We start from the raw sequence: 25,597 nt of genomic DNA on the forward strand, positions 1-25,597 counted from the left end.
CCCGTCCGAGCGAGTCCTAGGCTGCCGGGCGGGCCGGTCCGGCGTACCCGCCGGGGCCCAGCAGCGCCCTGATCGGGTGCCACAGCTCCTGGCACGACCCCGGCGCCGACGCCTGTCGCCCCGGGCCGCCGGGCCGGGCGGCCGGCTCCGCCTGCGGGGCGGCCCGCCACAGCAGACCGTCCGGATGGTGCAGCACCGCCGTGACCTCGTCCGGCGTCGGCGGCTGGTCGTTGCCGCGCAGATAGACCGCCCGCAGCCCCAGATTGCGCAGCCTGGTCAGGGCGCGCGCCCGGTTCACCGCGTGCACCAGCACCCGTACCGGAGCCCCGGGCCCCGCTCCCGTACCGCTGCCGGGACCTGTGCCGTCGGCCGGTCTGGTGAGGGTCAGGGCGACCACCACCGTGCCGTTCGGCAACTTGCAGAAACCTCCGCCTGCCATGCTCCACGCTCCCCCGTGAGACGTCGTGTCAATAAGGATGTGAACAAGACGCACCTAAACACGATCGGCCGCCGCCCGCTAGAGGGCGACGGCCGATCATGGTTTGACCTGCGGTTTTACTTGATCAGCGGCCCGAGGGGCTGACCAGGACGCTCATCGTCCGACCGTCCACGGGCTCGTGGACGATGGAGATGCGGGTGTTCGTGTCAGAAACCTTGACACTGCCCGTGGGGTTCTCCTTGTACCAGTAGGTGCCCTTCCGGTCGTCGAAGACCGGGTTGCCCAGGCTGGGCTTGATGTACAGCGGCACGTCCGCGTTGTGGAGCGTGAAGCCCTTGTTCGGGTACCAGCTGAACGGGGCGTCGAACGGCTGGATCTTGTTGCGCAGGAGCGAGCCGTCCTTCCACTTGAGCGGCTTGGCGTGCGCGTCGATCGGCAGGATCAGACCCTGGCCCGGGTGGACGGAGGTGTTGTTGTCCTTCTGGGAGGTGTCCCAGAGCCAGACCAGCAGACCGTTCTGGTACGCGTAGTGCTCGACCCAGTCCGGACGGGTGCCGGAGAAGCCGAAGTTGTACGGGCCGACCTTCAACGTCTCGTCGTAGGAGACGTACTGGCGGTTCTCCGCGATGTAGTACTGCGGGTAGTCCTGGGTGAAGGACTCGCCGATCCGCGAGAAGCCCTTGGCGGTCCAGCCGTTGTCGTCGCCCTCGGCGTTGTCCGAGAAGAGCTCGGCGCCGTCGGCCGTGATGGTGATGGCGTCGGCCGCGAAGCCCTTGCCGCCCGCGCCGCCGTCCGTCTGGTAGCGGAAGCGGAGGTCGACCTTCTTGCCCGCGTAGGCGTCCAGCGGGAAGGAGAGCTTCTTGTACGCGCCCGAGACGTCGGTCAGGGCCGGCTTGTCACTGGCGTCGCGCGGGATGGCCTTGCCGTCGGCGGTGCCGTCGAGCGCGGTCCAGCTGGTGCCGCCGTTGTCGGACACCTCGGTGTAGAGGTAGTCGTAGTCGGCCTCGATGTCGTACCAGCCCGAAAGGTCGAGCGCGGCCTTGGACCTGCCGGTCAGGTCGACCGAGCGGGTCAGGGTGTTCGACAGGTCGTCGCCCATGTCGCTCCACCACTGCTTCGCGCCCTCGGCGGGCTTGACGACGGTGGTGGTGACGGCCTTCTTCGGCAGCTCGACGACGAGCGCCTGCGGGTCCTTGGTGTTGTACTCCGAGACGCCCAGCTTGTGCAGCGAGGTCTTGCCGGCCTTGGCCTTGTCGTAGTCGAGCCAGCCGAGCTGGAGCTTGTCCCACGAGGTCATGTCGCCGGGCAGGTTGCCGATCTCGCCCGTGCCGGTGCCGAGCCAGGAGCCCGCCGACATCAGGGACCAGAAGCCGACCGAGTTCTCGCCGCCGCCGGAGGTGTCGTACAGGTCCGGCAGACCGAGGTCGTGGGCGTACTCGTGGGCGAAGACGCCCAGGCCGCCGTTCTCGGGCTGGACGGTGTAGTCGCCGACCCAGATACCCGTGTCGCCGATCTGGGCGCCACCGGCCTTGTTGTTCGCGGGGCCGGACGCACCGGCGTTGGTGCCGTACGCGTACCAGCGGTGCGCCCAGATGGCGTTGGTGCCCTCGGCGCCACCGCCGGCCGACTCGTCCTCACCGGCGTGGACCAGCTGGAAGTGGTCGATGTAGCCGTCGGGCTCGTTGAAGTTGCCGTCGCCGTCGAAGTCGTAGCGGTCCCACTCGTCGTACTCGGCGAGGTTCGCCTTGATCTCGGCGTCGGTGCGGCCCTTGGCCTTCTGGTCGGCGACCCAGGCGTTCACGCCGTCGCGGACCGCGTCCCACACGTTGGCGCAGTTGGACTGGCCGCAGTAGTTGGAGCCGTAACGGGCCTCGTTGTAGGGGACCTTGACCCAGTCGGAGACCTCACCCTCGACCGAGTAACGGCCCGAGGAGGTCTTCTCGTAGTAGGTCTTGAGCGAGTGGACGCCCTTGCCCTCGCCGAAGTAGAGCTCCTGGAAGTGCTCCTGGTTGTAGTCGGACTTCCAGGCGGTGCTGTTGTCCTTCTCCGGGTCCGGCTTGGCGATCTTGTTGTGCGCCGGGCCCGGGGTGCCGCCGTACTTCTTGACGGGCGGCTTGGGGCCGTCGCCGTCCGGGTCGAACATCGTGGTGTCGTCGACCTGGTCGCCGAACTCCAGCAGGATGGTGAAGATCTTGTCGGTCTTCTCCCGGCCGAGCTCCACGTACTTCTTGTCGCCGAGCTTGACGACCTTGGAGCCGCTCCGGTTCGCCACCTTCTTGTCCCCGGCCAGCACCTGCTCCAGCGCGGCCTCGCGCTGCTCGGCCTGCTGCTCGCTGAAGGGGCCCTCCAGGTTGTGCTCCACATGCCCCTTGGCCGGCGCCGGGTCACGGCGGTCGACGGTGGAGACACCGGAACCTGATGAGCTGTCATGCGCCTGGGCGGTGGCGAAGGTCGACGCCGTCGCGGCGGTCGCGGCCATGGCCACGACAACGGCGGCGGCGCGAAGCGCCCGTCTCTGATTGGTCACTTGAAGCAGTCCTCCCCGGGCGTCCGCGCTGCGGCCAGGGGGGTATGGAGAGGGCCGCACGCGTAAACGCGTCACAAGTGACGACATTTGATCGGAGTAATGAGAGAAAAGACAGTCCTTGACTTGAACAGACCAAGTGCACTATGCGGAGCGCTCTTCCGGTATACGGACGGTATGAGAAGGGCATGGGAACGGCAAAGGAGCGTCGACCGGCCCGGATCCGTCCGGGTCGAACGCTTCGACAGGCGCGTCCCACTGTCCGTTTGGTGAGAGCCGTGACTCCGTGCGCCCCCTGTGCACCGGTACCGTGTGTTAGGTCACGCTTACTACCGGTCCGGCTCGGGCATCCACCGTCGTAGGGTCGTTCGGCGCGCACGACCGCACCGAACGCCGCCCGCCCATCCGACGTCCCGAGGACGGAATCCGTCATGCCGCGTCCGACCGCCGCACAGTTCGCCTACGGTTCGGCCACCGTCGTCGCAACGACGCTCGCCCTGCTGCTGCTGTTCCGCACGGAGTCCGGTGTGGGGGTGGCCGCCGTCTCCACGACCGCGCTGGCCCTCGGCCTCCTGGTCGCCGTACGCCTGCCGCGCCCCGGCCACCGGACGGCGGACGGGTCCCACCGGGCCTCCGCCGCCGCCCGAACGCACCAGGCCCTGGAGGGCATCGGGGCCCGGGAGCGGGTCCCGGCGGCGCGTTCGTCCGCGCGTCCGTCGGCGCGGAGGAACGAGCACTCGCTGCGTCGCTAGCCGGATCGCTAGCGGGCCGCCACGACGACCGTCTTGGCCGCCTTGTCCTGGAGCCCCTGCCGGTAGGGCTTGTCGGTGAACATCAGCACGATGTTGATCAGCCACCACAGGCACGGGCAGCACAGCAGCGCCGGGGCCCACAGCACGACCGCCCGCATCAGCGCGGCCCCGGTGTCCGGCACCCGCCCGTCGTTGAGCATGGCGACGCGCAGCTTCAGCAGCCGCTTGCCCAGCGTGCGGCCGTCCTTGTGGGTGAAGTAGGTGTCGTAGGCGACGTAGACCACCAGGCCGATGATCGACCAGAGGAGCTGGTGCCCGCTGTACCCGCCGGCGACCGCGTCCCCGAACCCGTCGTCGCCGTCCCCGTTGACGTCGACCGCGCCGCCCCAGGGCAGCGAGATCAGATACAGCGGGATCGAGATGATGAGGAAGTCGATGAGCCGCGCCAGGATCCGCTTCCCCGGCTCGCCGAGCGGCGGCATCCCGGCCAGCGGGTCGGGCGCCCCGAACCCGCCGCCGCTGCCGTACGGATCGTTCGGCGGGGGCGGAGGCGGCGGGGGCGGCGGAGCACTGCCGTACGGCTGACCGTCGGACGGCGGCGGGGGCTCCTGCGGCTTCTTGAGGAACGGATCGTCGTCCTCGGGCGGCTGGCCGGGCGTCGGCTGGTCGTTGCTCATGGGGGCAGTGCATCCCGCACCACCGGGGCCCGCAACGGCTCAGGTGCGTTCGGGGGACGCGGGGCGGCATACGAGTCTAGACCGGCATGTCGCCACCCGCCCGGCCAGTTCTTCCGATAAGCGGGCGGCGACTCCCGGTTCGCCGGTCCCGCTCAGCCCGCCACGAACGTACGGGCCGCCTTGTCGTGCCAGCACTGGCGCCACGGGCGGTCGAACAGGCACCAGAGGACGTTGACCACACCGAGGACGAGAAGGCCCAGCACGCCGTAGACGAGCCAGCGGCGCAGGGCCGCTCCCAGGGACGGGGTGTCATGGGACTCGATGTCCCGTACGTCGAGGCCGAAGAGCTTCTTGCCCAGCGTCCGGCCCCATTTGGCCGTCGGCAGGGCCTCCAGGAGGAAGCCGAGGAGCAGGAACGCGGCGAGCAGCGCCCCCAGCAGGGCGCCGGTGGTGGAGTCCAGCAGCCAGACGGTGACGGTCTGCCCCGTCTCCTTCGCCGCGGTGATCTTCCGGTCGATGTGGTCGAGCGCCTGCGCCGACAGCGGGACGGCCACCGCTCCGGCGACCGCGCCGAGCACGAGGTTGTCGACGAGCCGGGCGGCGAACCGCTTGCCGAGCCCGGCGGGGCGGGCCGACGCCTGGTTGCGGGCGAGTTGCTGGAAGGGGTCGTCGACCGGCGGCTTCCACGGCACGACGGGCTGGTCCGCACCGGCGGCCGGTCCCGCCGCCGCGACACCCTGGTGCTGGTGGGGAAGCTGTTGCTGCTGCGGTTCGGGCTGGGCCAGTCGGTGGACCTGCTGCGCCCAGGAGGCCGAGCCGCCGCCCGGACCGGGCGTCAGGGGCGTGTGCAGGGCCGCCGACGGCCCGGCGTCGGAGGACGGCGTGGGTACGCGAGCGGGAGCCGGGGCCGGGGCGGGAGCCGGCGGCTGGGCCTGCGGAGCGTGCTGGGCCGGTGCGGGAGCCGGCGGCCGGGCCTGCGGAGCGTGCTGGGCCGGTGCCTGCTGGGCCTGCGGTGCGTGCTGTGCCTGCTGGGGCTGGGCCGGTGCCTGCGCGGCCGGTGCCTGGGCCTGCGCGGGGAGAGCCCGGGGCGTCGGAGCCGGCGCAAGGCTGTTCGGCGCCGCGCTCACGTTCTGCGGCCCCTGGGGCGTACCGGCGTTCGACGGCGCCGGAGCGGGCTGTACCTCACCGGCCGCCGGGGCGCCGCCCCGTACCGCGTCCGGCCGGGGACCCGCCGCACGGATCGTGACCGTCCCGTCCGTCGGCGGACGTGTCCCGGCCTCCTCGGCGGGCCGGCCGCCGCTCTCCCGCATCCCCGGCAGCGCGCCGCCGGTCGGGTCCTGGGCCAGCGGCGCCCTCGGGTCGGCCGGCGGCGACGGGTGCCCGGGGCCGGGGCGCGCGGGCTCCTGCGCCGGTGCGCCCCACTCGACCCGGCGGTCCCGTTCGCCGCCGAACCCGTTCTGGCGTGCGGCGTCCGCCTGCCAGACCGACGCGCCGTCAGCGGGCCCCGCCGCCCGGTCCGCGACGGAGTCCGGCGAGGCCCCCCGGCCGTCCTGGAGGCCGTCCTCCTCGTCGAAGAAGATCGGCCCGGTCTCCTCCACCGGCGCGGTCTGCGCACCGGCCGCCGGAGCGGGGGCGGTTGCGGCCGGACCGGTCTGCCGGGGCGCGGGCCGGCTCGTACCGGGGACCCAGGAAGCGCCGTTCCAGTACCGGACGTAGCCGGGGATGGAGGGGTCGGGGTAGTAGCCCTCGCGGGGGCTTTCGTCACCGGGTGCCGGAGTTGGCGCGCTCATCAGCGGGTCCCGTATCTCTTCGAGGCCTCAGGCCGTCCCCGCCGGGCGGGCGGACGGCCTCAATACAAGGGTCCACATCTATCAGACAGCCGCCCGCCCCCGGGCCGGTCCACCTGTTTGGGACCACTTTCGGGACGGCTTGCGGAACCGCCCGAAGTTTTTTCCGGAAGTCGCGTAATAGGTGGCGGGGAGGGCGCTCTCTCCTTGTGCGGGACGGTCACGGGGACCGGCCCATGAGCACTGGAAGGTCGTGTATTTCGATGATGAGCATCGTGGAACGTGAGCTGGAGCTGAAGCTGGTCCTGTCCCCCGAGCGGTCCATCCCGGTGCCCGCCCGGCTGACGTACCGCACGAACGACCCGTACGCCGTGCACATCGCCTTCCACATCGGCTCCGAGTCGCCGGTGCACTGGACGTTCGCCCGGGAGCTGCTGGTGGAGGGCGTGTTCCGGCCGTGCGGGCACGGGGACGTGCGGATCTGGCCGACGAAGGTCGCGGGCCGCAGCGTCATCTGCGTGGCCCTCACCTCACCCGACGGCAACGCGCTGCTGGAGGTGTCCTCCGCCGCCGTGTCCGCCTGGGTGGAGCGGACCCTGCGGGTGGTGCCGCCGGGGACCGAGAGCGACCGGCTGGGGATGGACGAGGCGCTGGCGGAACTGCTGGCCCCGCTGCCGGCCGACGACCTGTGGCTCGGCGACCCGTGGGCGGCGGACGAGTCGCCGTCCCAGGACGGTGAGGCGTGAGGGCCTCTGCGGGAGGCGGAGGTCAGAAGAGCTTGCCGGGGTTGAGGAGGCCGAGCGGGTCGAAGGCCGCCTTGACGGAGCGCTGCAGTTCGACGCCGGTCTCCCCCAGTTCGCGGGCGAGCCACTCCTTCTTGAGGACACCGACGCCGTGTTCGCCGGTGATGGTTCCGCCGAGTTCGAGACCGAGCGCCATGATCGCGTCGAAGGACTCGCGGGCCCGCCGGGACTCGTCGGGGTCGTGGGGGTCGAAGCAGACGACGGGGTGGGTGTTGCCGTCGCCCGCGTGGGCGCAGACGCCGATGGTGAGGTCGTACTCCTCGGCGATGGCCGCCGTGCCCGCGAGCATCGCGCCGAGCCGGGAGCGCGGTACGCAGACGTCGTCGATCATCGTGGCGGGCCTGACGGTCTCCAGCGCGGTGAGGGACATGCGGCGGGCCTGGAGGAGGAGTTCGGACTCGGCGGGGTTATCCGCGGGGACCACCTCGGTGGCCCCGGCGGCGGTGCACAGCTCGCCGACGGCGGCGAGGTCGGCCAGCGGGTCCGGGGTGTCGAAGGCGCAGAGGAGGAGCGCCTCGGTGGTCTCGGGCAGGCCCATGGAGGCCATCGCGTTGACGGCACGCACGGTCGTACGGTCCATCAGTTCGAGGAGTGACGGGGTGTGACCGCGCTCCATGATCCGGCACACAGCGTCACAGGCGGTGGCCGCGGAGGGGAACTCGGCGGCGAGGACGAGCTGCTGGGGCGGCTGCGGTTTGAGCGCGAGGACGGCTTTGACGACGATCCCGAGGCTGCCCTCGGAGCCGACGAAGAGCCGGGTCAGGTCGTATCCGGCGACGCCCTTGGCGGTGCGGCGGCCGGTGGTCAGGAGCCGCCCGTCGGCGAGGACGACCTCCAGGCCCAGCACGTATTCGGCGGTGACCCCGTACTTCACGCAGCACAGGCCGCCGGACGCGGTGCCGATGTTGCCGCCGATGGTGCACGTCTCCCAGCTGGAGGGGTCCGGGGGGTAGTACAGACCGTGTGCGTTGACCGCGCGTGAGAGCACCGCGTTGACGACGCCCGGTTCGACGACGGCGATCCGGTCGACCGGGCTGATCTCCAGGATCCGGTCCATCTTCACCAGGGAGAGCACGATGCAGCCGTCCGAGGCGTTGGCCGCGCCGGAAAGGCCGGTACGGGCGCCCTGCGGGACGACGGGGACGCGGAGCGCGGTGGCGGTGCGCATGACGTGCTGGACCTGTTCGACCGTGCGCGGGAGCACGACGACGGCCGGGGTGCCGGCCTCGCAGAAGCTCGCCATGTCGTGGGCGTAGGACGCGGTGACGTCCGGATCGGTGATCAGCGCCTCGGGAGGCAGTCCCGCGCGCAGCCGTTCGAGGAGATCGCTCATGATCCAAGCGTGTCACCCGGGGCCAATGGTGTGAACCCGTGGGCGGGGGGCGATCCCAAGACGCGGTGTGCTCGTATGACTGACGCAGAGTGATGGCCATGGATGTCATGCCGCAGCAGGACCCGGAGTCCCGCCAGCCGCCCGAGCCGTCCCCACCGGACCCTTGCGGGCTGCCCGCCGAAGGCGCCACCGCCGTACCCCCGCCGCCGCCCACCTTGCGGACGACGCTGCGCCGGGCCGCGTTCGGCGCGGTGGCCGCCGGGGTGCTGCTGGCCGGGGCGCTGGTGGCGGTGGACGACGGGGACGGGCGGCCGAAGGAGCCGGGGCCGGTCGAACGGGCCGAGGCGGCGGCGACCGCGGGGTCCTTGGCCTCGCTCTCGGACCTCACCGCGCTGATCGGGGACCGGCAGAAGTGGGTGGAGTCCCACCCGAAGGACGCCCCGTCCCTGGCGACGCTCGGTACGGCGTACGTGGAGTGGGCGCGGCGCTCGGCGGACACGGCGTACTACGCCCGCGCCGAGCAGGCCCTGAAGCGTTCGCTGGAGGTTCAGCCGGGCGAGCGCGGCAACGGGGAGGCGTGGCTGGGTCTGGCGGCCCTGGCCAACGCCCGGCACGACTTCCTCGCGGCGAAGCGGTGGGGCGAGACGGTGAAGAAGCAGCAGCCGAAGGCCTGGAGCGTGTATCCGGTCCTCATCGACGCCTACACCGGGCTCGGCGACCAGAAGGCGGCGACCGCGGCGACGGAGAAGTTCGGCGAGCTGCGCAAGGGCGTTCCCGCGCTGGCCCGTACCGCCGACCTCTACCGGGGCAACGGCTGGCGCGAGGACGCGCTGGCCACCGCCCGGGAGGCGGCGGACCGGGCGACGCAGCCCGCCGAGAAGGCCGAGGCGCTGCACCGGCTCGGCGAGCTGGCCTGGGAGCGGGGCGAACCGGAGGAGGCGGTGGCGCAGTTCGACGCGGCGCTGCGCACGGACGCCGCCCAGTACGCCTCGCTGGCGGGCCGGGCCCGGGCCCTGGTGGCGCTGGACCGCACCGACGAGGCGCTGGCCGCCTACCAGAGCGCGCTGGAGAAGCTGCCGCGCCCGCAGTACGCGCTGGAGCTGGGCGAACTGTACGAGTCGCTGGGACTGGACGGGGACGCGCGCACCCAGTACGCGAAGCTGCGGGAGATGGTGGCCGCGGCGAAGAAGGACGGCGTCGACGAGTCCCTGGTGCTGGCCCGGTTCGAGGCCGACCACGGGGACCCGGAGGCGGCGGTGGAGCTGCTGCGGGTCCAGTGGCGGGGGCAGCACCGCAGCGCGGCGGTGGCGGACGCGCTGGGCTGGGCGCTGCACCGGGCGGGGAAGTCCGAGGAGGGCCTGGAGTACGCGCAGCGGGCCGCCGACACCGGCGTGCGGAACGCCTCGTACGCGTACCACCTCGGCGTGATCCAGCGGGAGCTGGCGGACTTCGGTCCGGCGCGCCGGAATCTGGAGCAGGCCGTGCGCACCAACCCGGCCTTCTCGCCGCTCGCCGCGCCGCTGGCGCGGGAGGCGCTGGACGCGCTGGGTGAGCCGCCGCCGGGCGGGCCGGGCGAGATGCAGCCGTCTTCTCCGCCGCCGGCCCCCGAACCGAAGCCCGAGTCGCAGCCGGAGCAGGAGAAGAAGCCGAAGGCCCCGGCCCCGGCTCCGTCCCGTACGGCCCCCGCGAGGTCCCCGTCGCCCTCCGCGCCGGAGGAGTCGAAGCAGCCGAAGGAGACGCAGCAGGCGGAGGCCGGGTCGGGCAGCGCGGCACCGGCGGCGACGGGCACGTAGCGCGTCCGTACCGCGGGGCGGGACGACGAACGCCGCCGTGGTCCGGGGTACTGCCTCGGACCACGGCGGCGTTTTCGCACCCGAAGGCGCGGGTCAGAGGTTGCCGCGCTTCTCCTGCTCGCGCTCGATCGCCTCGAACAGGGCCTTGAAGTTGCCCTTGCCGAACCCCATGGAGCCGTGGCGCTCGATCATCTCGAAGAAGACGGTCGGCCGGTCCTGGACCGGCTTGGTGAAGATCTGCAGCAGGTAGCCGTCCTCGTCGCGGTCGACGAGGATCTTCAGCTCGCGCAGGGTCTCGACCGGCACCCGGGTCTCGCCGGCCCACTCGCCGAGGGTGTCGTAGTACGAGTCGGGGGTGTCCAGGAACTGCACACCGGCGGCGCGCATCGAGCGGACCGTGGAGACGATGTCGTTGGTGGCGAGCGCGATGTGCTGGACGCCCGCGCCGCCGTAGAACTCCAGGTACTCGTCGATCTGCGACTTCTTCTTCGCGATCGCCGGCTCGTTGATCGGGAACTTGACCTTGAGCGTGCCGTCGGCGACGACCTTCGACATGAGGGCGGAGTACTCGGTGGCGATGTCGTCGCCCACGAACTCCTTCATGTTGGTGAAGCCCATGACCTCGTTGTAGAAGCCGACCCACTCGTTCATCCGGCCGAGCTCGACGTTGCCGACGCAGTGGTCGATGGCCTGGAAGGTCCGCTTGGCGGGCGGCTCGACGATCGGCTTGGCCGCCGCGAAGCCGGGGAGGTAGGGGCCGTCGTAGCCGGAGCGCTCCACCAGGGTGTGGCGGGTCTTGCCGTACGTGGCGATGGCGGCGAGAACGACCGTGCCGTGCTCGTCCTTGACCTCGTGCGGCTCGGTGATGCCGCGCGCGCCGTGCTCGACGGCGTACGCGTACGCCGCCCGGGCGTCCGGGACCTCGATGGCGAGGTCGACGACACCGTCGCCGTGCGCGGCGACGTGGTCGGCGAGGAAGGTGCCCCACTCGGTGGACGCCTTGATCACGGAGGTGAAGACGAAGCGGGCGGCGCCGTTGGTCAGGACGTAACTCGCGGTCTCACGGCTTCCGTTCTCCGGGCCGGAGTAGGCCACGAGCTTCATGCCGAAGGCGGTCGAGTAGTAGTGCGCGGCCTGCTTGGCGTTGCCCACGGCGAAGACGACCGCGTCCATTCCCTTGACCGGGAAGCGGTCGGCCTGCGCTGCGGTGTCAGGGCTGGTGTGCAGAGTCTCAGTCATGCTCGAAGGCTCTCCCCGTGTCGCAAGGTGCGCAATAGTTTGCGTAATCACTGGTCAACATGTTCAGCGAATCGCCATGATGGCTGGACTATCTGTACAGGCTGACCATCGGAGGCAGGCCCATGGCGATCGATCACCTGGACGGCCGGCTCATCGTGCTGCTCGCACGTGAGCCGCGTATAGGCGTCCTCGAAGCGTCCCGGCGGCTCGGAGTGGCACGCGGGACCGTGCAGGCGCGCCTGGACCGCCTTCAGTCGAATGGCGTCATCCGGGGGTTCGGCCCCGACGTGGATCCGGCGGCGCTCGGCTATCCGGTCACCGCGTTCGCCACGCTGGAGATCAAACAGGGCCAAGGGGCAGACGTACGAGCGCACTTGGGCGGCGTACCGGAGGTGCTGGAGCTGCACACCACGACGGGCCACGGCGACATGCTGTGCCGGCTCGTCGCCCGCTCCAACGCCGATCTCCAGCGGGTGATCGACCGGGTTGTCGGCTTTGATGGCATTGTCCGGGCCTCCACGACCATCGTCATGGAGAACCCGGTTCCGCTGCGCATCATCCCGCTGGTGGAGCAGGCGGCCGAGGACACCGGCTGAGCCGGAGGGCTCAGCGACACCGACGGAGCCGAGGGAGTGCCGTGTGAGCTTCTGGGAGTATCTGAGCACCCGCCACCAGCAGCTCCTCACGGACGCGTTCCAGCACGTCAGCGCGGTCTTCCAGTGCATGGTCATCGCCACCCTGCTGGGTGTGGTGATCGGGGTGGTGAGCTATCGCAGCGGCTGGGGCGGCTCGCTGGCGATCACCTCCACGGCGACGGTCCTGACCATTCCGTCCCTCGCCGCGATCGGTCTGCTGATCCCGCTGGTCGGCCTCGGTGTCGCCCCGACCGTGATCACCCTGACGCTGTACGGGCTGCTGCCGATCGTCCGCAACTCCATCGTCGGGCTGCGGGGCGTCGATCCCTCGCTGGTCGACGCGGCGACGGGCATCGGGATGTCGCGCACGGCGCGGCTGCTCCGGGTGGAGCTGCCGCTCGCCTGGCCGCCGATCCTGACCGGGATCCGGGTCTCCACGCAGATGCTGATGGGCATCGCCGCCATCGCCGCGTACGCCTCCGGGCCCGGTCTCGGCAACGAGATCTTCCGGGGCATCGCCTCGCTGGGCAGCGCCAACGCGATCAACCAGGTCCTCGCGGGCACGCTCGGCATCGTCATCCTCGCTCTGCTCTTCGACGCCGCGTACGTCCTGCTGGGACGGCTGACCATCCCGAGGGGGATCCGTGCCTGAGACCGAGACCGTAGCCCGGGAGGGGGCCGCGGCCACTTCCGGGGCCACCATCCAGCTGGAGAACCTCACCAAGAGCTATCCGGGGAACCCGAACCCGGCCGTCGAGAACGTCTCGATGGAGATCAGGGCGGGCGAGACCGTGATCTTCGTCGGCCCGTCCGGCTGCGGGAAGTCCACCACGCTGAAAATGATCAACCGGCTGATCGAGCCGACCTCCGGCCGGATCCGGATCGACGACGAGGATGTCACGGACATCGACCCGGTGAAGCTGCGCCGCAAGATCGGCTACGCCATCCAGTCCTCCGGGCTCTTCCCGCACATGACGGTCGCGGACAACATCGCCCTGGTCCCGAAGATGGTCGGCTGGTCCAAGTCCCGGGTGAAGGACCGGGTGGAGGAGATGCTCGATCTGGTGGGTCTGGACCCGCGCGAGTTCCACGGCCGCTATCCGCGTCAGCTCTCCGGCGGGCAGCAGCAGCGGGTGGGCGTGGCGCGGGCGCTGGCCGCCGACCCTCCCGTCCTGCTGATGGACGAGCCGTTCGGGGCGGTCGACCCGATCACCCGCGACCACCTCCAGGACGAGCTGATCCGGCTCCAGCACGAACTGCACAAGACGATCGTGTTCGTGACCCACGACTTCGACGAGGCGATCAAGCTGGGCGACCGGATCGCGGTGCTGCGGGAGCGGTCGCACATCGCGCAGTTCGACACCCCCGAGGCGATCCTCACCAACCCGACGGACGACTTCGTCTCCGGTTTCGTCGGAGCGGGCGCGGCGCTCAAGCGCCTCAACCTCACCCGCGTACGGGATGTGGGCATCGCTGACTTCCCGACGGTGACGGTCGAGGACCCGCTCCAGACGATCTTCAACAAGCTCCGCAACGGCCCGCACAACGAGCTGCTGATGCTGGACCGGAGGAACCGCCCGTACAAGTGGCTGCGGCGCGGCGATCTGATGCGGGCGCGCGGTTCGCTGGCGCGGGCCGGGCAGCTGGTGCACGACACGGTGACCCGGGACGCCACCCTGCACGACGCGCTGGAGGCGGTGCTCACCGACAGCGGGGGCCGGGTCGCGGTGACCGGGCGGCGCGGCGAGTTCATCGGGGTCGTCGACATGAAGACGCTGATGGACAACGTGCAGGAGCTGCTGGAGGCGGACCGGCTGACCGCGATGGAGCACCAGCACGAGCTGGAGGAGCAGCGTGTCCACCAGACGGAGCAGGAGCTGGAGGGGGGTGGCGGCGGAGTATGAGCCCCAGCCACCGGTCCGGCTCCGGCAAGGGCCCGGCCGCCCCGACCCGCCCGCCGGGCGAACACGACGTCAAGGGCCACGCGTTCCACGACGAGGAGAGCGACCCCTCCCCCGCCCCGGCCGCGCCGCAGCGCCGGATCACCTGGCGGAAGCTGGTGCTCCTGCCGGCGGTGCTGGTCGTCATCCTGGTCATCACGTACGTCTGGATCACCAACATCCGTCTGGACTCGATCGCGGAGAACTCCCTCTCCGGCGGAAACGTGCAACTGCGCTGGTGGCAGCACGTACGTCTGACCGCGATCTCGACGTTCTGGGTGCTGATCATCGCGATCCCGCTCGGCATCGCGCTGACCCGGCGGCGGCTGCGGAAGGCGGCCCCGGCGTTCACGGCGCTGGCCAACATCGGCCAGGCGACCCCGGCGATCGGTCTGCTGGCGCTGCTGGTGATCTGGCTGGGCATCGGGCCGCGCACCGCGATCATCGGCATCGTGATCTACGCGGTGCTGCCGGTGCTCTCCAACACGGTGGCAGGGCTGCGGGTGATCGAACCGAACATGATCGAGGCGGCGCGCGGCATGGGGATGTCGGGGCGCGGCGTCCTGCTGAAGGTGGAGCTGCCGCTCGCGGTCCCGCTGATCCTGGCGGGTGTCCGTACGGCCCTGGTCCTGAACGTGGGCACGGCGACGCTGGCCACGTTCGGCGGGGGCGGCGGGCTCGGCGACCTGATCACCTCGGGGATCCAGACCCAGCGGATGCCGGTCCTGATCATCGGCTCGGTGCTGACGGTGGTGCTGGCACTGCTGGTGGACTGGCTGGCCTCGCTGGCCGAACTGGCGCTGACGCCGCGCGGGCTGGAGGAGCGGTGAGGAGGAAACTGCTGCTTGCCCTGGTGCCCGTGCTGCTGCTGGGCGGCTGCGGGCTCAAGAGCGGTTCGCCGATGGTGGACGACGTCTCGCCGGGCTCGGTCGCACAGGGCGAGCCGCTGAAGGGCGCGACGCTGACGGTGACGTCGAAGAACTTCAGCGAGAACATCATCCTGGGCCAGATGACCGGCCTGGTGTTCAAGGCGGCCGGGGCGGAGGTCCTGGACCGGACGAACCTGCCGGGCTCGATCAGCGCGCGCGAGGCCATCATCAACGGCGACGCCGACGCCCAGTGGGACTACACCGGCACGGGCTGGATCACCTTCCTGGGCCACGCGGACCCGATCGTCGACCCGAAGAAGCAGTACGAGGCGGTACGGGACGAGGACAAGGGCAACGGCGTGATCTGGCTGCCGCCGGCCCCGCTCGACAACACGTACGCGCTGGCGATCAGCAAGAAGAACAACGCGAAGTACAGGCTCAAGACCCTCTCGGACGTGGCCGCCCTCGCCAAGAGGGACCCGGGCGCGGTGACGATCTGCGTGGAGAACGAGTTCGCCTCGCGCGACGACGGGCTGCCGGGCATGGAGAAGAAGTACGGGATGAAGATCCCTGCGGGCAACATCCAGAAGATGGACGCCGGGATCATCTACACCCAGGTGTCCGAGTCCGACTCCTGCCTGCTGGGCGAGGTGTACACCACCGACGGCCGGATCAGGGCGATGAACCTGGACCTCCTGGAGGACGACAAGCACTTCTTCCCCAACTACAACGCCTCCCCGGTCGTCCACGAGGCCACCTTCGAGAAATACCCGGTGATCGCGGAGCTGCTGGACCCGCTCGCCCGGAAGCTGACGACCGAGGTCGCGCAGACGCTGAACGCCAAGGTGGACGTGGACGGCGAGGATCCGCACGAGGTGGCGAAGGAGTGGCTGGTGGAGGAGGGGTTCATCGAGGAGGGGTGAGCGGCGGCCAAGAGTTGCAAAGAAAACGTTGCAAAAAAGCCTTGCAAAGTGTTCTCTGCAACTCTACGGTCGAGGCATGCCGGAGAACGAGACCGCTCCTCAGGACGAGAAGGCCCCCCTCCCCCACCACCTGGGCGGCGACGACCGGAAGCTGCACACGGTCGACGCCCGCACCCTGCGCGCCATCGCCCACCCGCTGCGGATCCGCCTGCTGAACGCGCTGCGCGAGTTCGGCCCGGCGACCGCCTCGAAGCTGGGTGAGCGGCTGGGCGAGTCGAGCGGCGCGACCAGCTACCACCTGCGCCGGCTGGCGGAGGCCGGGCTCGTCGAGGACGCCCCGGAACTGGGCAAGGGGCGTGAGCGCTGGTGGCGGGCGGTGCACGAGGGGGCGATCTTCGAGAGCGCGGACTTCCTCGCGCACAACGATCCGGAGGTGCGCGGCGCCATCGGCGTGCTCATGCACGAGGTGGCCACCACGCACGCCCAGGAGCTGAACACCTGGCTCGGCACGATGAGCGAGTGGCCGCAGGAGTGGCGGCAGAGCTCGGACATGAGCGACTTCAAGGTGCGCCTCACCCCCGAGCTGGCGCGGGAGCTCTCGGCGAAGCTCCACGCGGTGGTGGAGAGCTACCGCGATGCCGTCCCCGAGGACACCGAGGGCTCGGCCGTCGTCCGCACCCACCTGCACACCTTCCCACGCCCCTCCGAATGACGGCGCCGCACACCGCCCCTCCCCACCACCCGAAGGGAAGCCCGTTATGCACGCCGACGTCCACCACCTCCTGCACACGGCCGAATCGGCCGAACTCCGTCGCAGGGCAGCTGAGTTCCGCCTCCCCCGCACCGGCCTGCGCACCCGGGTCGGCTGGGCCCTGGTCGAGGTGGGCCTGCGGCTGACGGCCCAGGGCCGCGACACGGCCGCGCCGCGCACCGCCGCTCTCCATCCGGCGTGACCACCGGCTCGGGGGAGGAAGAACCATGGGGAACCGCACCCCGCTCGCCGCCACGCTCGTGGCCAACTCCATCTCCACCGCAGGCACTTCACTGACCCTGATCGGCGTCCCCTGGTTCGTCCTGGAGACGACCGGGAGCGCGGGCCGGGCCGGGGTGGTCGCGTTCTGCGCCACCCTGCCGATCGTCGTCGCCGCGCTGATCGGCGGACCGGTCATCGACCGGTTCGGCCGCCGCCGGACGGCCGTCGCGTCCGACGCCGTGTGCGCGGCGGCCATCGCCGCGATCCCGCTGCTGCACTTCGCCGGGGTCCTCGACTTCTGGATGCTGTGCGCGCTCATGGCGCTCAACGGGTTCTCCCACACCCCGGGCAACACCGCGCGCTACGTCCTCATCCCCGACCTGGCCGAGCACGCCGGGACCACGCTCCCCCGGGCCGCCAGCCTCTTCGACGCCGTCTCGCGCGGGGCCCGGATGGTCGGCGCGGCCCTCGCCGGGGTCCTCATCGCCTTCGTCGGCGCGGAGACGGTCCTGCTGCTGGACGCGGCGACCTTCGGGCTGTCCGCTCTGCTGGTCGCCGCAGGGGTACGGGGGGTGCGCGCGGCCGAACCGCGCACGGCAAAGGCCCCGGTCTCGCTGCGCGCCTACGGCTCCGAACTCCGCGAGGGTTACGCCCACCTGCTCGGCAACCGGCTACTGCTGGCGGTCGTGGTCATGGTGATGTTCATGAACGGCACCGACCAGGGCTGGAACGCGGTCCTGCTCCCGGTGCACGCCGAGGGCGAGCTGAGCGGCGCGCCCTCCATCGGACTGCTCACCGCGCTGTTCGGCGCGGGCGGCCTGACCGGGGCGCTGCTGTACGGGGCGGTGGGTCACCGGTTCTCGCGCCGGGCGGTGTTCACGGTGTGCGTGATCCTGTGCGGTGCGCCGAGGTTCCTGGTCGCCGCGGTGACCGGGACGACGCTGCCGCTCGCGGTGACGATGCTGCTCGGCGGGGTCGCGGGCGGCGTGCTGAACCCGATCCTGACGACGGTGATCTACGAGCGCGTTCCGGACCGGCTGCGCAGCCGGGTCTCGGGGGCGCTGACGGCGGGCTGCGAGTTCGCGATGCCGGTGGGCGGGCTCGCGGCCGGGCTGCTGGTGGAGGGCGCGGGGGCGACGGGGGCGCTGCTGGCGATGGGCGCGGTCTTCTTCCTGGCCACGCTGAGCCCGCTGGTGTTCCCGTCCTGGCGGACACTGGACGACGTGCCGGGGGCGGGGGCGGTACAGGGCCTCCCGGGCGCCGGGCCCGTACGGGTCGCGCCGGGGGCGGAGGCGGTACGGCAGGTGGCGGGCGCGGAGCCCGCAAGGCCGGTGGCGGGCGCGGAGCCCGCAAGGCCGGTGGCGGGCGCGGAAGCCGTTCGGGCGGATTTGGTGCGGCCGCAGGTCAGCAGCTCGGGACCTTCCCGCCCGACTCCAGGGCCTTGAGCGAGCCGACCGCGTCCTTCAGCGCGGAGACGGGCACGATCCGCAGCCCGTCGGGCGCCTCGGCCTCCGCCTGACGGCACTCGGCCTTCGGTACGAGGAAGACGCTCGCCCCGTCTCGGTCGGCGCCCTGGACCTTCATCGACACGCCGCCGACCGCGCCGACCTTGCCGTCCGCGGTGATCGTCCCCGTACCGGCGATGGTGCGGCCGCCGGTGAGATCGCCGCCGGAGCCGTTGCCGTCGAGCTTGTCGATGATGCCGAGGGAGAGGAAGAGCCCGGCACTGGGGCCGCCGATGTCGCCGAGGTCCACATCGATCCGCATCGAGCCGGGCTCGCGGTCCAGGTAGTTCAGGGCGGCGTCCACGGCGACGTTCTGCGACTCCCTCATGTCGTCGAGGTTGTGCTTCTCGATCTCCTTCTCGGAGCCACCGGTGGGGTAGACGGCGTCGCGCGGCATGACCGCCCGGTCGGTCCGGAACCAGCTGTCGAACACCTCGCGGATGCGGACGTCCGCCTTCGGCCCGGTGGCGAGGATCGTCGTCATCCGCAGCTGCCCGTCGGTGGGCCGGGTCTCGGCGCCGGTGATGGTGATCACCGGCCGCCCGTCGTCCTTGCCGAGCACGTCCGCGGTCACGCCGGGCCGCGCCAGGGTGAAGGGCAGCGGCGCGAGGGCCGCCGTACCGAACAGGGCGAGGACGGGGAGTGCGCAGAGGGCGAGGACGCGGGGGCGCGAGAGACGAGAGAGCACGCACCCAATCTAGCCGCCGCACCGGAACGGGAACGCGCCAGGCGTACGCCGCCCGGCACTCCCCTGACCCCGTGCGCCCCGTACGCGTACGGCCCGTACGGGCACACCCCGCGCCGGCCCGGGTACGGGGTACAGGCGTGGGTACCGCCTACCGCAGCGCGTCCGCCACTTCCCGGGCGGCGTCGAGCACGCGGGGCCCGACCCGTTCCGGTACGGCGTCGGCGAGCATCACGACACCGACGCTGCCCTCGACGCCCGAGACCCCGACCAGAGGCGCGGCCGCCCCGCTGGCTCCGGCTTCGAGTTCGCCGTGGGTCAGGGTGTAGCCGGGGTGACCGGACTCGGTGGCCTGCCGGGCGGACAGGATGGCCCGGCCCGCGGCACCCCGGTCCAGGGGGTGGCGGAAGCCGGCCCGGTAGGCGACGTGGTAGTCGGTCCAGGTGGGCTCGACCACGGCGACCGCGAGGGCGTCGCTGCCGTCGACGAGCGTGAGGTGGGCGGTGGCCCCTATGTCCTCGGCCAGGGAGCGCAGCGCGGGCAGCGCCGCTTCCCGGACGAGCGGGTGGACCTGTCTGCCGAGCCGCAGCACACCGAGGCCGACCCGGGCGCGGCCGCCCAGGTCGCGGCGTACCAGAGCATGCTGCTCCAGGGTGGCGAGCAGCCGGTAGACGACGGTCCGGTTGACACCGAGCTTGTTGGACAGCTCGGTCACGGTCAGGCCGTGGTCGGTGTCGGCGAGCAGTTTGAGGACGCGCAGTCCTCGGTCGAGCGTCTGGGAAGTCTCCGCTGTCACGACGCCCTCTCCTCTTCGGGGTGAGCGACGACGGCCCTGCTCCGACGGTTGCGACGCCGGTCCCAGCGGCGACGCACGGAGAGGCCGCCGGTCTGGCAAGGCACCGGCTGCGCTCCGCGGCGGCGTTGCCACGGGGCGTTCATATGGCGGGGACAGTAGCGAGCCAGTCCGCTCAGCGGAAGTCCTCGTCCAGAATCCGGTCCCCGGACGTGAGGCCCCGGAACGGCGCGCGCATAAGGGCCGGTCAGCGGGGTGACGTCCGGAAAGCGAACATCTACGCGCGTTCACGTGTCACGACTCCGCCGGGTCGGCGCGTCCACAGATGTGAACCATCGTTAACAACGTGTGAAGGATTTGATACGCGATTCTTTGCGCTTCCCCCTCGAACTCCGGGGGCCGGTGGATGCCGGGAGTGCTGACTGTTCGAAGTCTGTGAGGAACAACGGTTCGGGCGTCGTCCGGTCCGCCTGATTGGTAGCTTCCCTGGCACCCGGCCGTCCGCAGTGAACGGCCGGGCTCACGGGAGGCGTTCGGATCCATGGCATGGGATGAGTGGGAGCGACTGAAGGCCGAGGCGGCCGACCAGCAGTCGCCCCGGATGCGGTTGAATCAGGTACCGCCGGAACCGAGTGGTGGAGGCGGCAGCCAGCAGGGGGACCTGGCGGTCAACCAGACGGATCTGGCCGCGATCGGAGACGCCGCCTTCGAACTCCATCAGGATTTCGGCCGGGTCAGCGAGCACGCCCGAGCCGCTTCCCAGAAGGCAGCCGGAGGGTTGAAGACTCAGGGGTTCGCTCTCGGCGGCGCGTTGGACCATGTGGCCTCGCGCTGGATCGACCAGTCCAGGTCGTTGCTGGACGCCACCGCCCATATCTCCAACCACCTCGACTTCACCAAGGGTGCCCACGCGGGCGACGAGGTCCACATCTCGGGAACGGTCAGCAGCATCGCCACGCTCGACGCGGGCTTCAACGAGAGGAAGGGCGCCTGATGGATCTCGACGCTCTCCGCTTCGGCAACTTCTCCCAGCTCGGTGAGGCGATCACCGACTGGGAGCAGATGGTCAAGAAGCTGGCAACCCTCAAGAGCGACGCCAAGGACAACCTGGGGGGCAAGGCGGCAAAGGCACGGTGGGCCGGGGAAAACGCGACCGTGACCCGGTCCTTCGTGGACAAGACCGCGGCGGAGTTCGCCGACGCGCACACCCAGGCCCGTACGGTCGCCCGCATCCTCGGCGACACCCGGGACGAGCTGGTCGCCTTCCGCGACGGACTCATCGAGGTGATCTCGCAAGGTGCGAAGAAGAACCTGACGGTGAGAGACACCGGCGACGGGTCGTTCACCGTGACGATGAATATCCACCCCGACCGTGCCGCCAAAGGCACCACGCTCCCCGAGCACAGCCAGAGCGACGTGGACGGCCTGCGCGACCAGGTCCAGGCGATCCTGCAGAAGGCCACGCGCAGCGACACCACCGCGTCCGAGGCGCTGCGGCTCATCGTGGACCAGGCCAAGCACGGATTCTCCGGGGCCGACTACGCGGACCGGGATTCCGCGGCCAAGGCGATCGCCGAGGCCAAGGCACTCGCCGAGATCCTCAGGAAGGACCCGACCGACGTCACGACAACCGAGCTGAACACGATCAACACCACACTGGCCAAGTACGGCAAGGATCCGTTGTTCGCGGAGAGACTCGCCACCTCCACGGCACCTGAAGGGCTGCTGAAGTTCTACGCCGGGATCGCCGACCCGTACCAGGGCTACGGTGCCGACCCGAAGCGGCTGGAGCAGGCCAAACTCCTCCAGAAGAACCTGGGCGTCGCCCTGGGCACGGCCACGCTCTCCGACAGCGCCGCCATGCGGTCCTGGGAGCAGAAGATGGTCAAACTGGGGCCGGAAGAGCTGGGCACGGATCACGCCAACAACCCCCGTGGGTTCGCCGTCATGAGCAATCTCATGCGGTTCGGCGACTACGACGACCAGTTCCTCAACGACTACGGCGAGAAGCTCGTGGCGTATGACAAGGAACGCAACGTCGAGAACATGAGCCCGTGGATCAACAACTGGAACAACGGCGACCTGAACTTCTACAGCAAGAACGACCGGGGCCGCGACCCCATGACCGGATTTCTGGAAGCCCTCGGCCACAACCCCGGCGCCGCGACGGACTTCTTCGCCCAGCCGGACGGTGCGGGTGCGGGAGTCGACAAGGAAGCCGAGCTCAACGAGAACCTGAAGTACCTGACGAAAGACCGTATCTGGCTGTCCGACGCCTACATCATGGGCGGCGACGACAAGGTCATCGCCGGTCATGACTCCCTCGGCCACGCACTGGAGGCGGCCACCACCGGGTACGTCTACGACGCCGATCCGATGACCGCCAAGGATCCGATGATCCCCGGCAATCGCGATATGCGCACCGCGGAGACGGCCGGTGTCATGGAGCAGGTCGTGTTCCTGTACGGAAGCGAGGACGGGCCGAAGATGCTCCACGAACAGTCCCAACTCGCCGACAGTCTCGGCAAGATGGGGGCGGCGTACATCGATGACATCGACTACAGCATGTCAGGCGTCGGAGACCGGGCGAAGGACGACGCGCTCTTCCCGCCGAAGTATCAGGGGCGCGCGGACTTCGGTGAACAAGGGGCCATCAACTTCCTCAGTGTGATCGGTCAGAACGAGACGTCGCACGGAGTCGTCTCGGCGGCGCAGCACCTGTACACGTTGAGCATGCTCGACGCCCACCCGCCCACCAGCGAGGCGAACATGAACAACGCGCATGACGCCTTGACGACCGGCGGCGAGGTGCGGGGCATCCTCGACCACTCGCGCGTCCAGCAGGCGGAGGAGACGTACAAGGACGAGGCGGACGAGCAGAACAAGTCACTGGGACGCTCCGGTGACTGGGTCAAGCTGGGCGCCGGCGTCGTGGTGGGAGGCGGCATCGCCGCTATCCCCCTGCCCGGTTCGACCGCCGCGGCGCTGGTGGTCGCACCGCTGGCCGCGGACACCGTCGGCAACGCGGTCAACACCTTCATCGGGCACGAGATCGACAAGGGTCTTGAAGGGTCCGAGAAGGACCCGACGGAAAAGGCACAGCTCACCAGTCAGGAGTTCTACTCCCAGGGAATCCGGCAACAGGCCGACGCCTACGCGACATACATCGGGGCGGACCCCGACGTCAAGAATGACACAAATCTCCGGGATTGGCCGCAGCACATCGAAAGCAGCTACTTCGGCACAGGATCCCAACAGAACGACTACCGAGGGCGCCCCGCCTACAAGGACTGACGCCCGCCCACTCCGAATCTCCCTTAAGGCAGCGAATGCCATGCGCAACAGACCGCACTGGGTGCTCTGCGGGGGCCTGATACTCCTCACCGCCACCGCCTGCACCGACGACGGGAGCGGCAAGGAAGCCACGCTCTCGGCATCACAGGTGTGTGACAGCACACTGACCCCGCCGTCGGCGAAAGCCCTCGAGCACCTGGCATCGACCGAGCGTTTCACCGAACTCTCCGGCACCGACCAGCAGGGAGAAGCGAACGAGTTCTCTCTGGAACTGGCGGCGAAAAGGCTCCATGGAGAAGTGAAGGAACGCAACATCTGCATGGTCTACAAGGCAGGAAATGACAGCGGAATCCCGTTGCTCAAGATCGAGTTCGAGCCGACGGAGAATCATCCCGTCCCGGAGGGGGAAGTGCGGAAAGCAGACAAGGACCGGATCGTCTTCCCTCTGGGCTCCTATGCCGAAGTCAACGGCGACAGCGGTGCGAACCTGTATTTCGCCTGCTCGACCAGGGGGCCCGAGGGCACCTCGCCCTTTGTCTGGGCGAGAATGTACTCGTCCGGCGGCCAGCTGGCTCCAGGCTCCTCACCGGAGAACCGGCTGGCCGTCCTCAACGACGTCGCCCGCGGCCTGGCCGAGCAGCTGGGCTGCTCGGATGAGGCCGCGCTGCCGGACCGGGTCCCCTCCCCCAAGAACGGCTGACGGCCGGAGCGAACGGCAAGCGAGGAGGGGGGCGGGGGCGGGACGCGTACACATACGCGTCCCGCCCCCTCCCCCCTCCCTGACCTTGCCTTTCCGCTCACTTCATCCGCGTCGCCCACTCCTGGACCTTCGCGATGCGCGTCTGGATCTGGTGGGCCGTGGCCTCCGCGCTCGGCGGGCCGCCGCAGACGCGGCGCAGTTCGTTGTGGATCACGCCGTGCGGCTTGCCGCTCTGGTGGGTGTAGGCGGAGACCATCGTGTTGAGCTGCTTGCGCAGGCTCAGCAGCTGCTTGTGCGTGACCACGGGCCGGGCCTCGGCGGGCTTCTCCAGGAGGTCGGCCTCCTCGGCCGGCTTCTGGCGGCTGTGGGCGATCTGCCGGCTCTGCCGCTTCTGGAGGAGGAGCTGCACCTGGTCCGGCTCCAGGAGCCCGGGGATGCCCAGGTAGTCCTGCTCCTCCTCGGAGCCGGGGTGGGCCTGCATGCCGAACTCGGCGCCGTCGTACAGCACCCGGTCGAAGACGGCGTCGGACTCCAGCGCTTCGAAGGGCAGCTGGTCCTCGGTCTCCTCGTCCTCCAGCCTCTCGGCGTCGGCGAGGAGCTTGTCCTCCTCCGAGAAGGGGTTCTCCTCGTCGCTGCCCTTCTTCGGCTTGTCGAGCACGTGGTCGCGCTCGACCTCCATCTCGTTGGCGAAGTCGAGGAGCATCGGGATGGTCGGCAGGAAGACGGAGGCGGTCTCGCCGCGCCTGCGGGACCGCACGAAGCGGCCGACGGCCTGGGCGAAGAAGAGCGGCGTCGAGATGGTGGTCGCGTACACGCCGACCGCGAGCCGTGGCACGTCGACGCCTTCGGACACCATCCGGACCGCGACCATCCAGCGCGACTCGTCCCCGCTGAACTGGTCGATCTTCTTCGAGGCGGCCTTCTCGTCGGAGAGGACCACGGTCGCCGACTCCCCGGTGACCTTCTTCAGGATCTTGGCGTAGGCGCGGGCCGATTCCTGGTCGGTGGCGATGACGAGGCCGCCCGCGTCGGGGATGCCCTTGCGGACCTCGGTGAGCCGCTTGTCGGCGGCGGCGAGGACGTTCGGGATCCAGTCGCCGGTGGGCGCGAGCGCGGTGCGCCAGGCCTGGCCGATGGCGTCCTTGGTCATCGGCTCGCCGAGGCGGGCGGCGATCTCGTCCCCGGCCTTCGTACGCCAGCGCATGTTGCCGCTGTAGCTGAGGAAGATGACCGGGCGGACGACGCCGTCGGCGAGGGCGTTGCCGTAGCCGTAGGTGTAGTCGGCCGAGGACCGGCGGATGCCGTCGTTGCCCTCCTCGTACTGGACGAAGGGGATGGGGTTGGTGTCCGACCGGAACGGCGTACCGGTCAGGGCGAGCCGCCGGGTCGCCGGGTCGAACGCCTCCTGGCATGCCTCGCCCCAGGACTTGGAGTCACCGGCGTGGTGGATCTCGTCGAGGATGACGAGCGTCTTGCGCTGCTCGCAGCGGTTGCGGTGCAGCATCGGGCGGACACCGACACCGGCGTACGTCACGGCGACCCCGTGGTACTCCTTGCTCAGCGGACCGGCGCTGTAGTCGGGGTCGAGCTTGATCCCTATCCGGGCGGCAGCCTCCGCCCACTGCTTCTTGAGGTGCTCGGTCGGGGCGACGACGGTGACCTGCTGCACGACATGGTGGTGCAGCAGCCACGACGCGAGGGTCAGCGCGAACGTGGTCTTGCCGGCGCCGGGCGTCGCGACGGCGAGGAAGTCGCGCGGCTGCTCCTGGACGTACCTCTCCATGGCGCCTTGCTGCCAGGCTCGCAGCTTGTTGGCGGTGCCCCAGGGGGCACGGCCGGGGAAGGCGGGTGAGAGGTGGTGGGAGGCGGTGGTAGTAGTCACGGTCTCCGGTTCGGGGCTCTCGGGTACGTGGGGCGCTGCCCGTACCGCACC

General features: G+C 70.4%; 23 protein-coding genes. 14 read left to right on the forward strand and 9 right to left on the reverse strand.

Features of this window, described 5'->3' with window-relative positions; all coding sequences use genetic code 11:
* Nucleotides 1-16: 16 nt before the first annotated feature.
* Entirely contained in the window at nucleotides 17-439 is a 423-nt protein-coding gene (locus RNL97_RS11855) for a hypothetical protein (protein WP_313750673.1), read from the reverse strand.
* A 124-nt stretch (nucleotides 440-563) separates the two neighbouring features.
* Nucleotides 564-2,966: an immune inhibitor A domain-containing protein gene (locus RNL97_RS11860; RefSeq protein WP_313750675.1), complete on the reverse strand. Its 2,403-nt coding sequence runs from the start codon at nucleotides 2,964-2,966 to the stop codon at nucleotides 564-566.
* 428 nt (nucleotides 2,967-3,394) lie between these two features.
* Between RNL97_RS11860 and RNL97_RS11865 the strand changes: the two genes are divergently transcribed.
* A complete protein-coding gene (locus RNL97_RS11865) occupies nucleotides 3,395-3,715 on the forward strand; it encodes a hypothetical protein (RefSeq protein ID WP_030591779.1) in 321 nt (106 codons plus the stop codon).
* Between the two features lie 8 nt (nucleotides 3,716-3,723).
* Here the strand turns inward: RNL97_RS11865 and RNL97_RS11870 are convergent, their stop codons facing one another.
* Together RNL97_RS11870 and RNL97_RS11875 are read right to left on the reverse strand one after the other, a co-directional pair.
* Nucleotides 3,724-4,392, reverse strand: a complete 669-nt coding sequence (locus RNL97_RS11870; protein WP_030591782.1) for an RDD family protein — start codon at nucleotides 4,390-4,392, stop codon at nucleotides 3,724-3,726.
* A gap of 152 nt (nucleotides 4,393-4,544) precedes the next feature.
* A complete protein-coding gene (locus RNL97_RS11875) occupies nucleotides 4,545-6,182 on the reverse strand; it encodes an RDD family protein (RefSeq protein WP_313750676.1) in 1,638 nt (545 codons plus the stop codon).
* A 260-nt stretch (nucleotides 6,183-6,442) separates the two neighbouring features.
* On the opposite strand from RNL97_RS11875, the gene RNL97_RS11880 reads away from it, so the two are divergent.
* Entirely contained in the window at nucleotides 6,443-6,925 is a 483-nt protein-coding gene (locus RNL97_RS11880; RefSeq protein ID WP_030591788.1) for an SsgA family sporulation/cell division regulator, read from the forward strand.
* Between the two features lie 22 nt (nucleotides 6,926-6,947).
* Here the strand turns inward: RNL97_RS11880 and RNL97_RS11885 are convergent, their stop codons facing one another.
* Complete coding sequence (locus RNL97_RS11885) at nucleotides 6,948-8,315, reverse strand: FAD-binding oxidoreductase (protein ID WP_313750677.1); 1,368 nt, start codon at nucleotides 8,313-8,315, stop codon at nucleotides 6,948-6,950.
* 98 nt (nucleotides 8,316-8,413) lie between these two features.
* On the opposite strand from RNL97_RS11885, the gene RNL97_RS11890 reads away from it, so the two are divergent.
* On the forward strand, nucleotides 8,414-10,108 hold the full coding sequence (locus RNL97_RS11890; RefSeq protein WP_243314120.1) for a tetratricopeptide repeat protein: 1,695 nt from the start codon (nucleotides 8,414-8,416) through the stop codon (nucleotides 10,106-10,108).
* Nucleotides 10,109-10,201: 93 nt separating this feature from the next.
* Here RNL97_RS11890 and hppD read toward each other — a convergent pair whose 3' ends face one another.
* Nucleotides 10,202-11,347: a 4-hydroxyphenylpyruvate dioxygenase gene (gene hppD, locus RNL97_RS11895; protein WP_030591796.1), complete on the reverse strand. Its 1,146-nt coding sequence runs from the start codon at nucleotides 11,345-11,347 to the stop codon at nucleotides 10,202-10,204.
* Nucleotides 11,348-11,469: 122 nt separating this feature from the next.
* Between hppD and RNL97_RS11900 the strand changes: the two genes are divergently transcribed.
* The 8 genes from RNL97_RS11900 (at nucleotide 11,470) to RNL97_RS11935 (ending at nucleotide 18,132) form a co-directional block, all read left to right on the forward strand.
* Nucleotides 11,470-11,943 carry an Lrp/AsnC family transcriptional regulator gene (locus tag RNL97_RS11900; RefSeq protein ID WP_030591799.1) on the forward strand — a complete coding sequence of 158 codons (474 nt, stop codon included), beginning with the start codon at nucleotides 11,470-11,472 and terminating at the stop codon, nucleotides 11,941-11,943.
* Nucleotides 11,944-11,986: 43 nt separating this feature from the next.
* Nucleotides 11,987-12,634, forward strand: a complete 648-nt coding sequence (locus tag RNL97_RS11905) for an ABC transporter permease (protein ID WP_030591802.1) — start codon at nucleotides 11,987-11,989, stop codon at nucleotides 12,632-12,634.
* Complete coding sequence (locus RNL97_RS11910; protein WP_030591805.1) at nucleotides 12,627-13,886, forward strand: betaine/proline/choline family ABC transporter ATP-binding protein; 1,260 nt, start codon at nucleotides 12,627-12,629, stop codon at nucleotides 13,884-13,886. Before RNL97_RS11905 ends, RNL97_RS11910 begins: the two co-directional genes overlap by 8 nt.
* Nucleotides 13,883-14,752, forward strand: coding sequence for an ABC transporter permease (locus RNL97_RS11915; RefSeq protein ID WP_243314121.1), 870 nt, complete (start codon nucleotides 13,883-13,885; stop codon nucleotides 14,750-14,752). The genes RNL97_RS11910 and RNL97_RS11915 overlap by 4 nt, the downstream gene beginning before the upstream one ends.
* The gene (locus RNL97_RS11920; protein WP_030591810.1) at nucleotides 14,749-15,714 is read left to right on the forward strand and encodes a glycine betaine ABC transporter substrate-binding protein; all 966 of its coding nucleotides are present in this window, start codon (nucleotides 14,749-14,751) and stop codon (nucleotides 15,712-15,714) included. Before RNL97_RS11915 ends, RNL97_RS11920 begins: the two co-directional genes overlap by 4 nt.
* Before the next feature lie 76 nt (nucleotides 15,715-15,790).
* Nucleotides 15,791-16,426 carry an ArsR/SmtB family transcription factor gene (locus RNL97_RS11925; protein WP_030591813.1) on the forward strand — a complete coding sequence of 212 codons (636 nt, stop codon included), beginning with the start codon at nucleotides 15,791-15,793 and terminating at the stop codon, nucleotides 16,424-16,426.
* A 46-nt stretch (nucleotides 16,427-16,472) separates the two neighbouring features.
* Entirely contained in the window at nucleotides 16,473-16,667 is a 195-nt protein-coding gene (locus tag RNL97_RS11930; protein ID WP_078652175.1) for a hypothetical protein, read from the forward strand.
* A gap of 25 nt (nucleotides 16,668-16,692) precedes the next feature.
* A complete protein-coding gene (locus tag RNL97_RS11935; protein ID WP_243314122.1) occupies nucleotides 16,693-18,132 on the forward strand; it encodes an MFS transporter in 1,440 nt (479 codons plus the stop codon).
* Here RNL97_RS11935 and RNL97_RS11940 read toward each other — a convergent pair.
* Both RNL97_RS11940 and RNL97_RS11945 read right to left on the reverse strand, forming a co-directional pair.
* The gene (locus RNL97_RS11940) at nucleotides 18,092-18,880 is read right to left on the reverse strand and encodes a S16 family serine protease (protein WP_243314123.1); all 789 of its coding nucleotides are present in this window, start codon (nucleotides 18,878-18,880) and stop codon (nucleotides 18,092-18,094) included. The genes RNL97_RS11935 and RNL97_RS11940 overlap by 41 nt on opposite strands.
* A 148-nt stretch (nucleotides 18,881-19,028) precedes the next feature.
* Nucleotides 19,029-19,673, reverse strand: a complete 645-nt coding sequence (locus tag RNL97_RS11945; RefSeq protein ID WP_030591826.1) for an IclR family transcriptional regulator — start codon at nucleotides 19,671-19,673, stop codon at nucleotides 19,029-19,031.
* Between the two features lie 538 nt (nucleotides 19,674-20,211).
* Between RNL97_RS11945 and RNL97_RS11950 the strand changes: the two genes are divergently transcribed.
* From RNL97_RS11950 to RNL97_RS11960, 3 genes are read left to right on the forward strand one after another with little or no spacing between them, the layout of a single operon-like run.
* Nucleotides 20,212-20,664, forward strand: coding sequence for a hypothetical protein (locus RNL97_RS11950; RefSeq protein WP_030591829.1), 453 nt, complete (start codon nucleotides 20,212-20,214; stop codon nucleotides 20,662-20,664).
* Nucleotides 20,664-22,964 (forward strand): DUF6571 family protein, encoded by a 2,301-nt coding sequence (locus RNL97_RS11955; protein ID WP_243314124.1) that lies wholly within the window; start codon nucleotides 20,664-20,666, stop codon nucleotides 22,962-22,964. The genes RNL97_RS11950 and RNL97_RS11955 overlap by 1 nt, the downstream gene beginning before the upstream one ends.
* Before the next feature lie 40 nt (nucleotides 22,965-23,004).
* A complete protein-coding gene (locus RNL97_RS11960) occupies nucleotides 23,005-23,664 on the forward strand; it encodes a hypothetical protein (RefSeq protein ID WP_030591835.1) in 660 nt (219 codons plus the stop codon).
* Between the two features lie 97 nt (nucleotides 23,665-23,761).
* Here RNL97_RS11960 and RNL97_RS11965 read toward each other — a convergent pair whose 3' ends face one another.
* A complete protein-coding gene (locus RNL97_RS11965; protein ID WP_078652176.1) occupies nucleotides 23,762-25,546 on the reverse strand; it encodes a DEAD/DEAH box helicase in 1,785 nt (594 codons plus the stop codon).
* Nucleotides 25,547-25,597: the final 51 nt, after the last annotated feature.

It is taken from the genome of Streptomyces parvus (genome assembly GCF_032121415.1).
Taxonomy (GTDB): domain Bacteria; phylum Actinomycetota; class Actinomycetes; order Streptomycetales; family Streptomycetaceae; genus Streptomyces; species Streptomyces globisporus_A.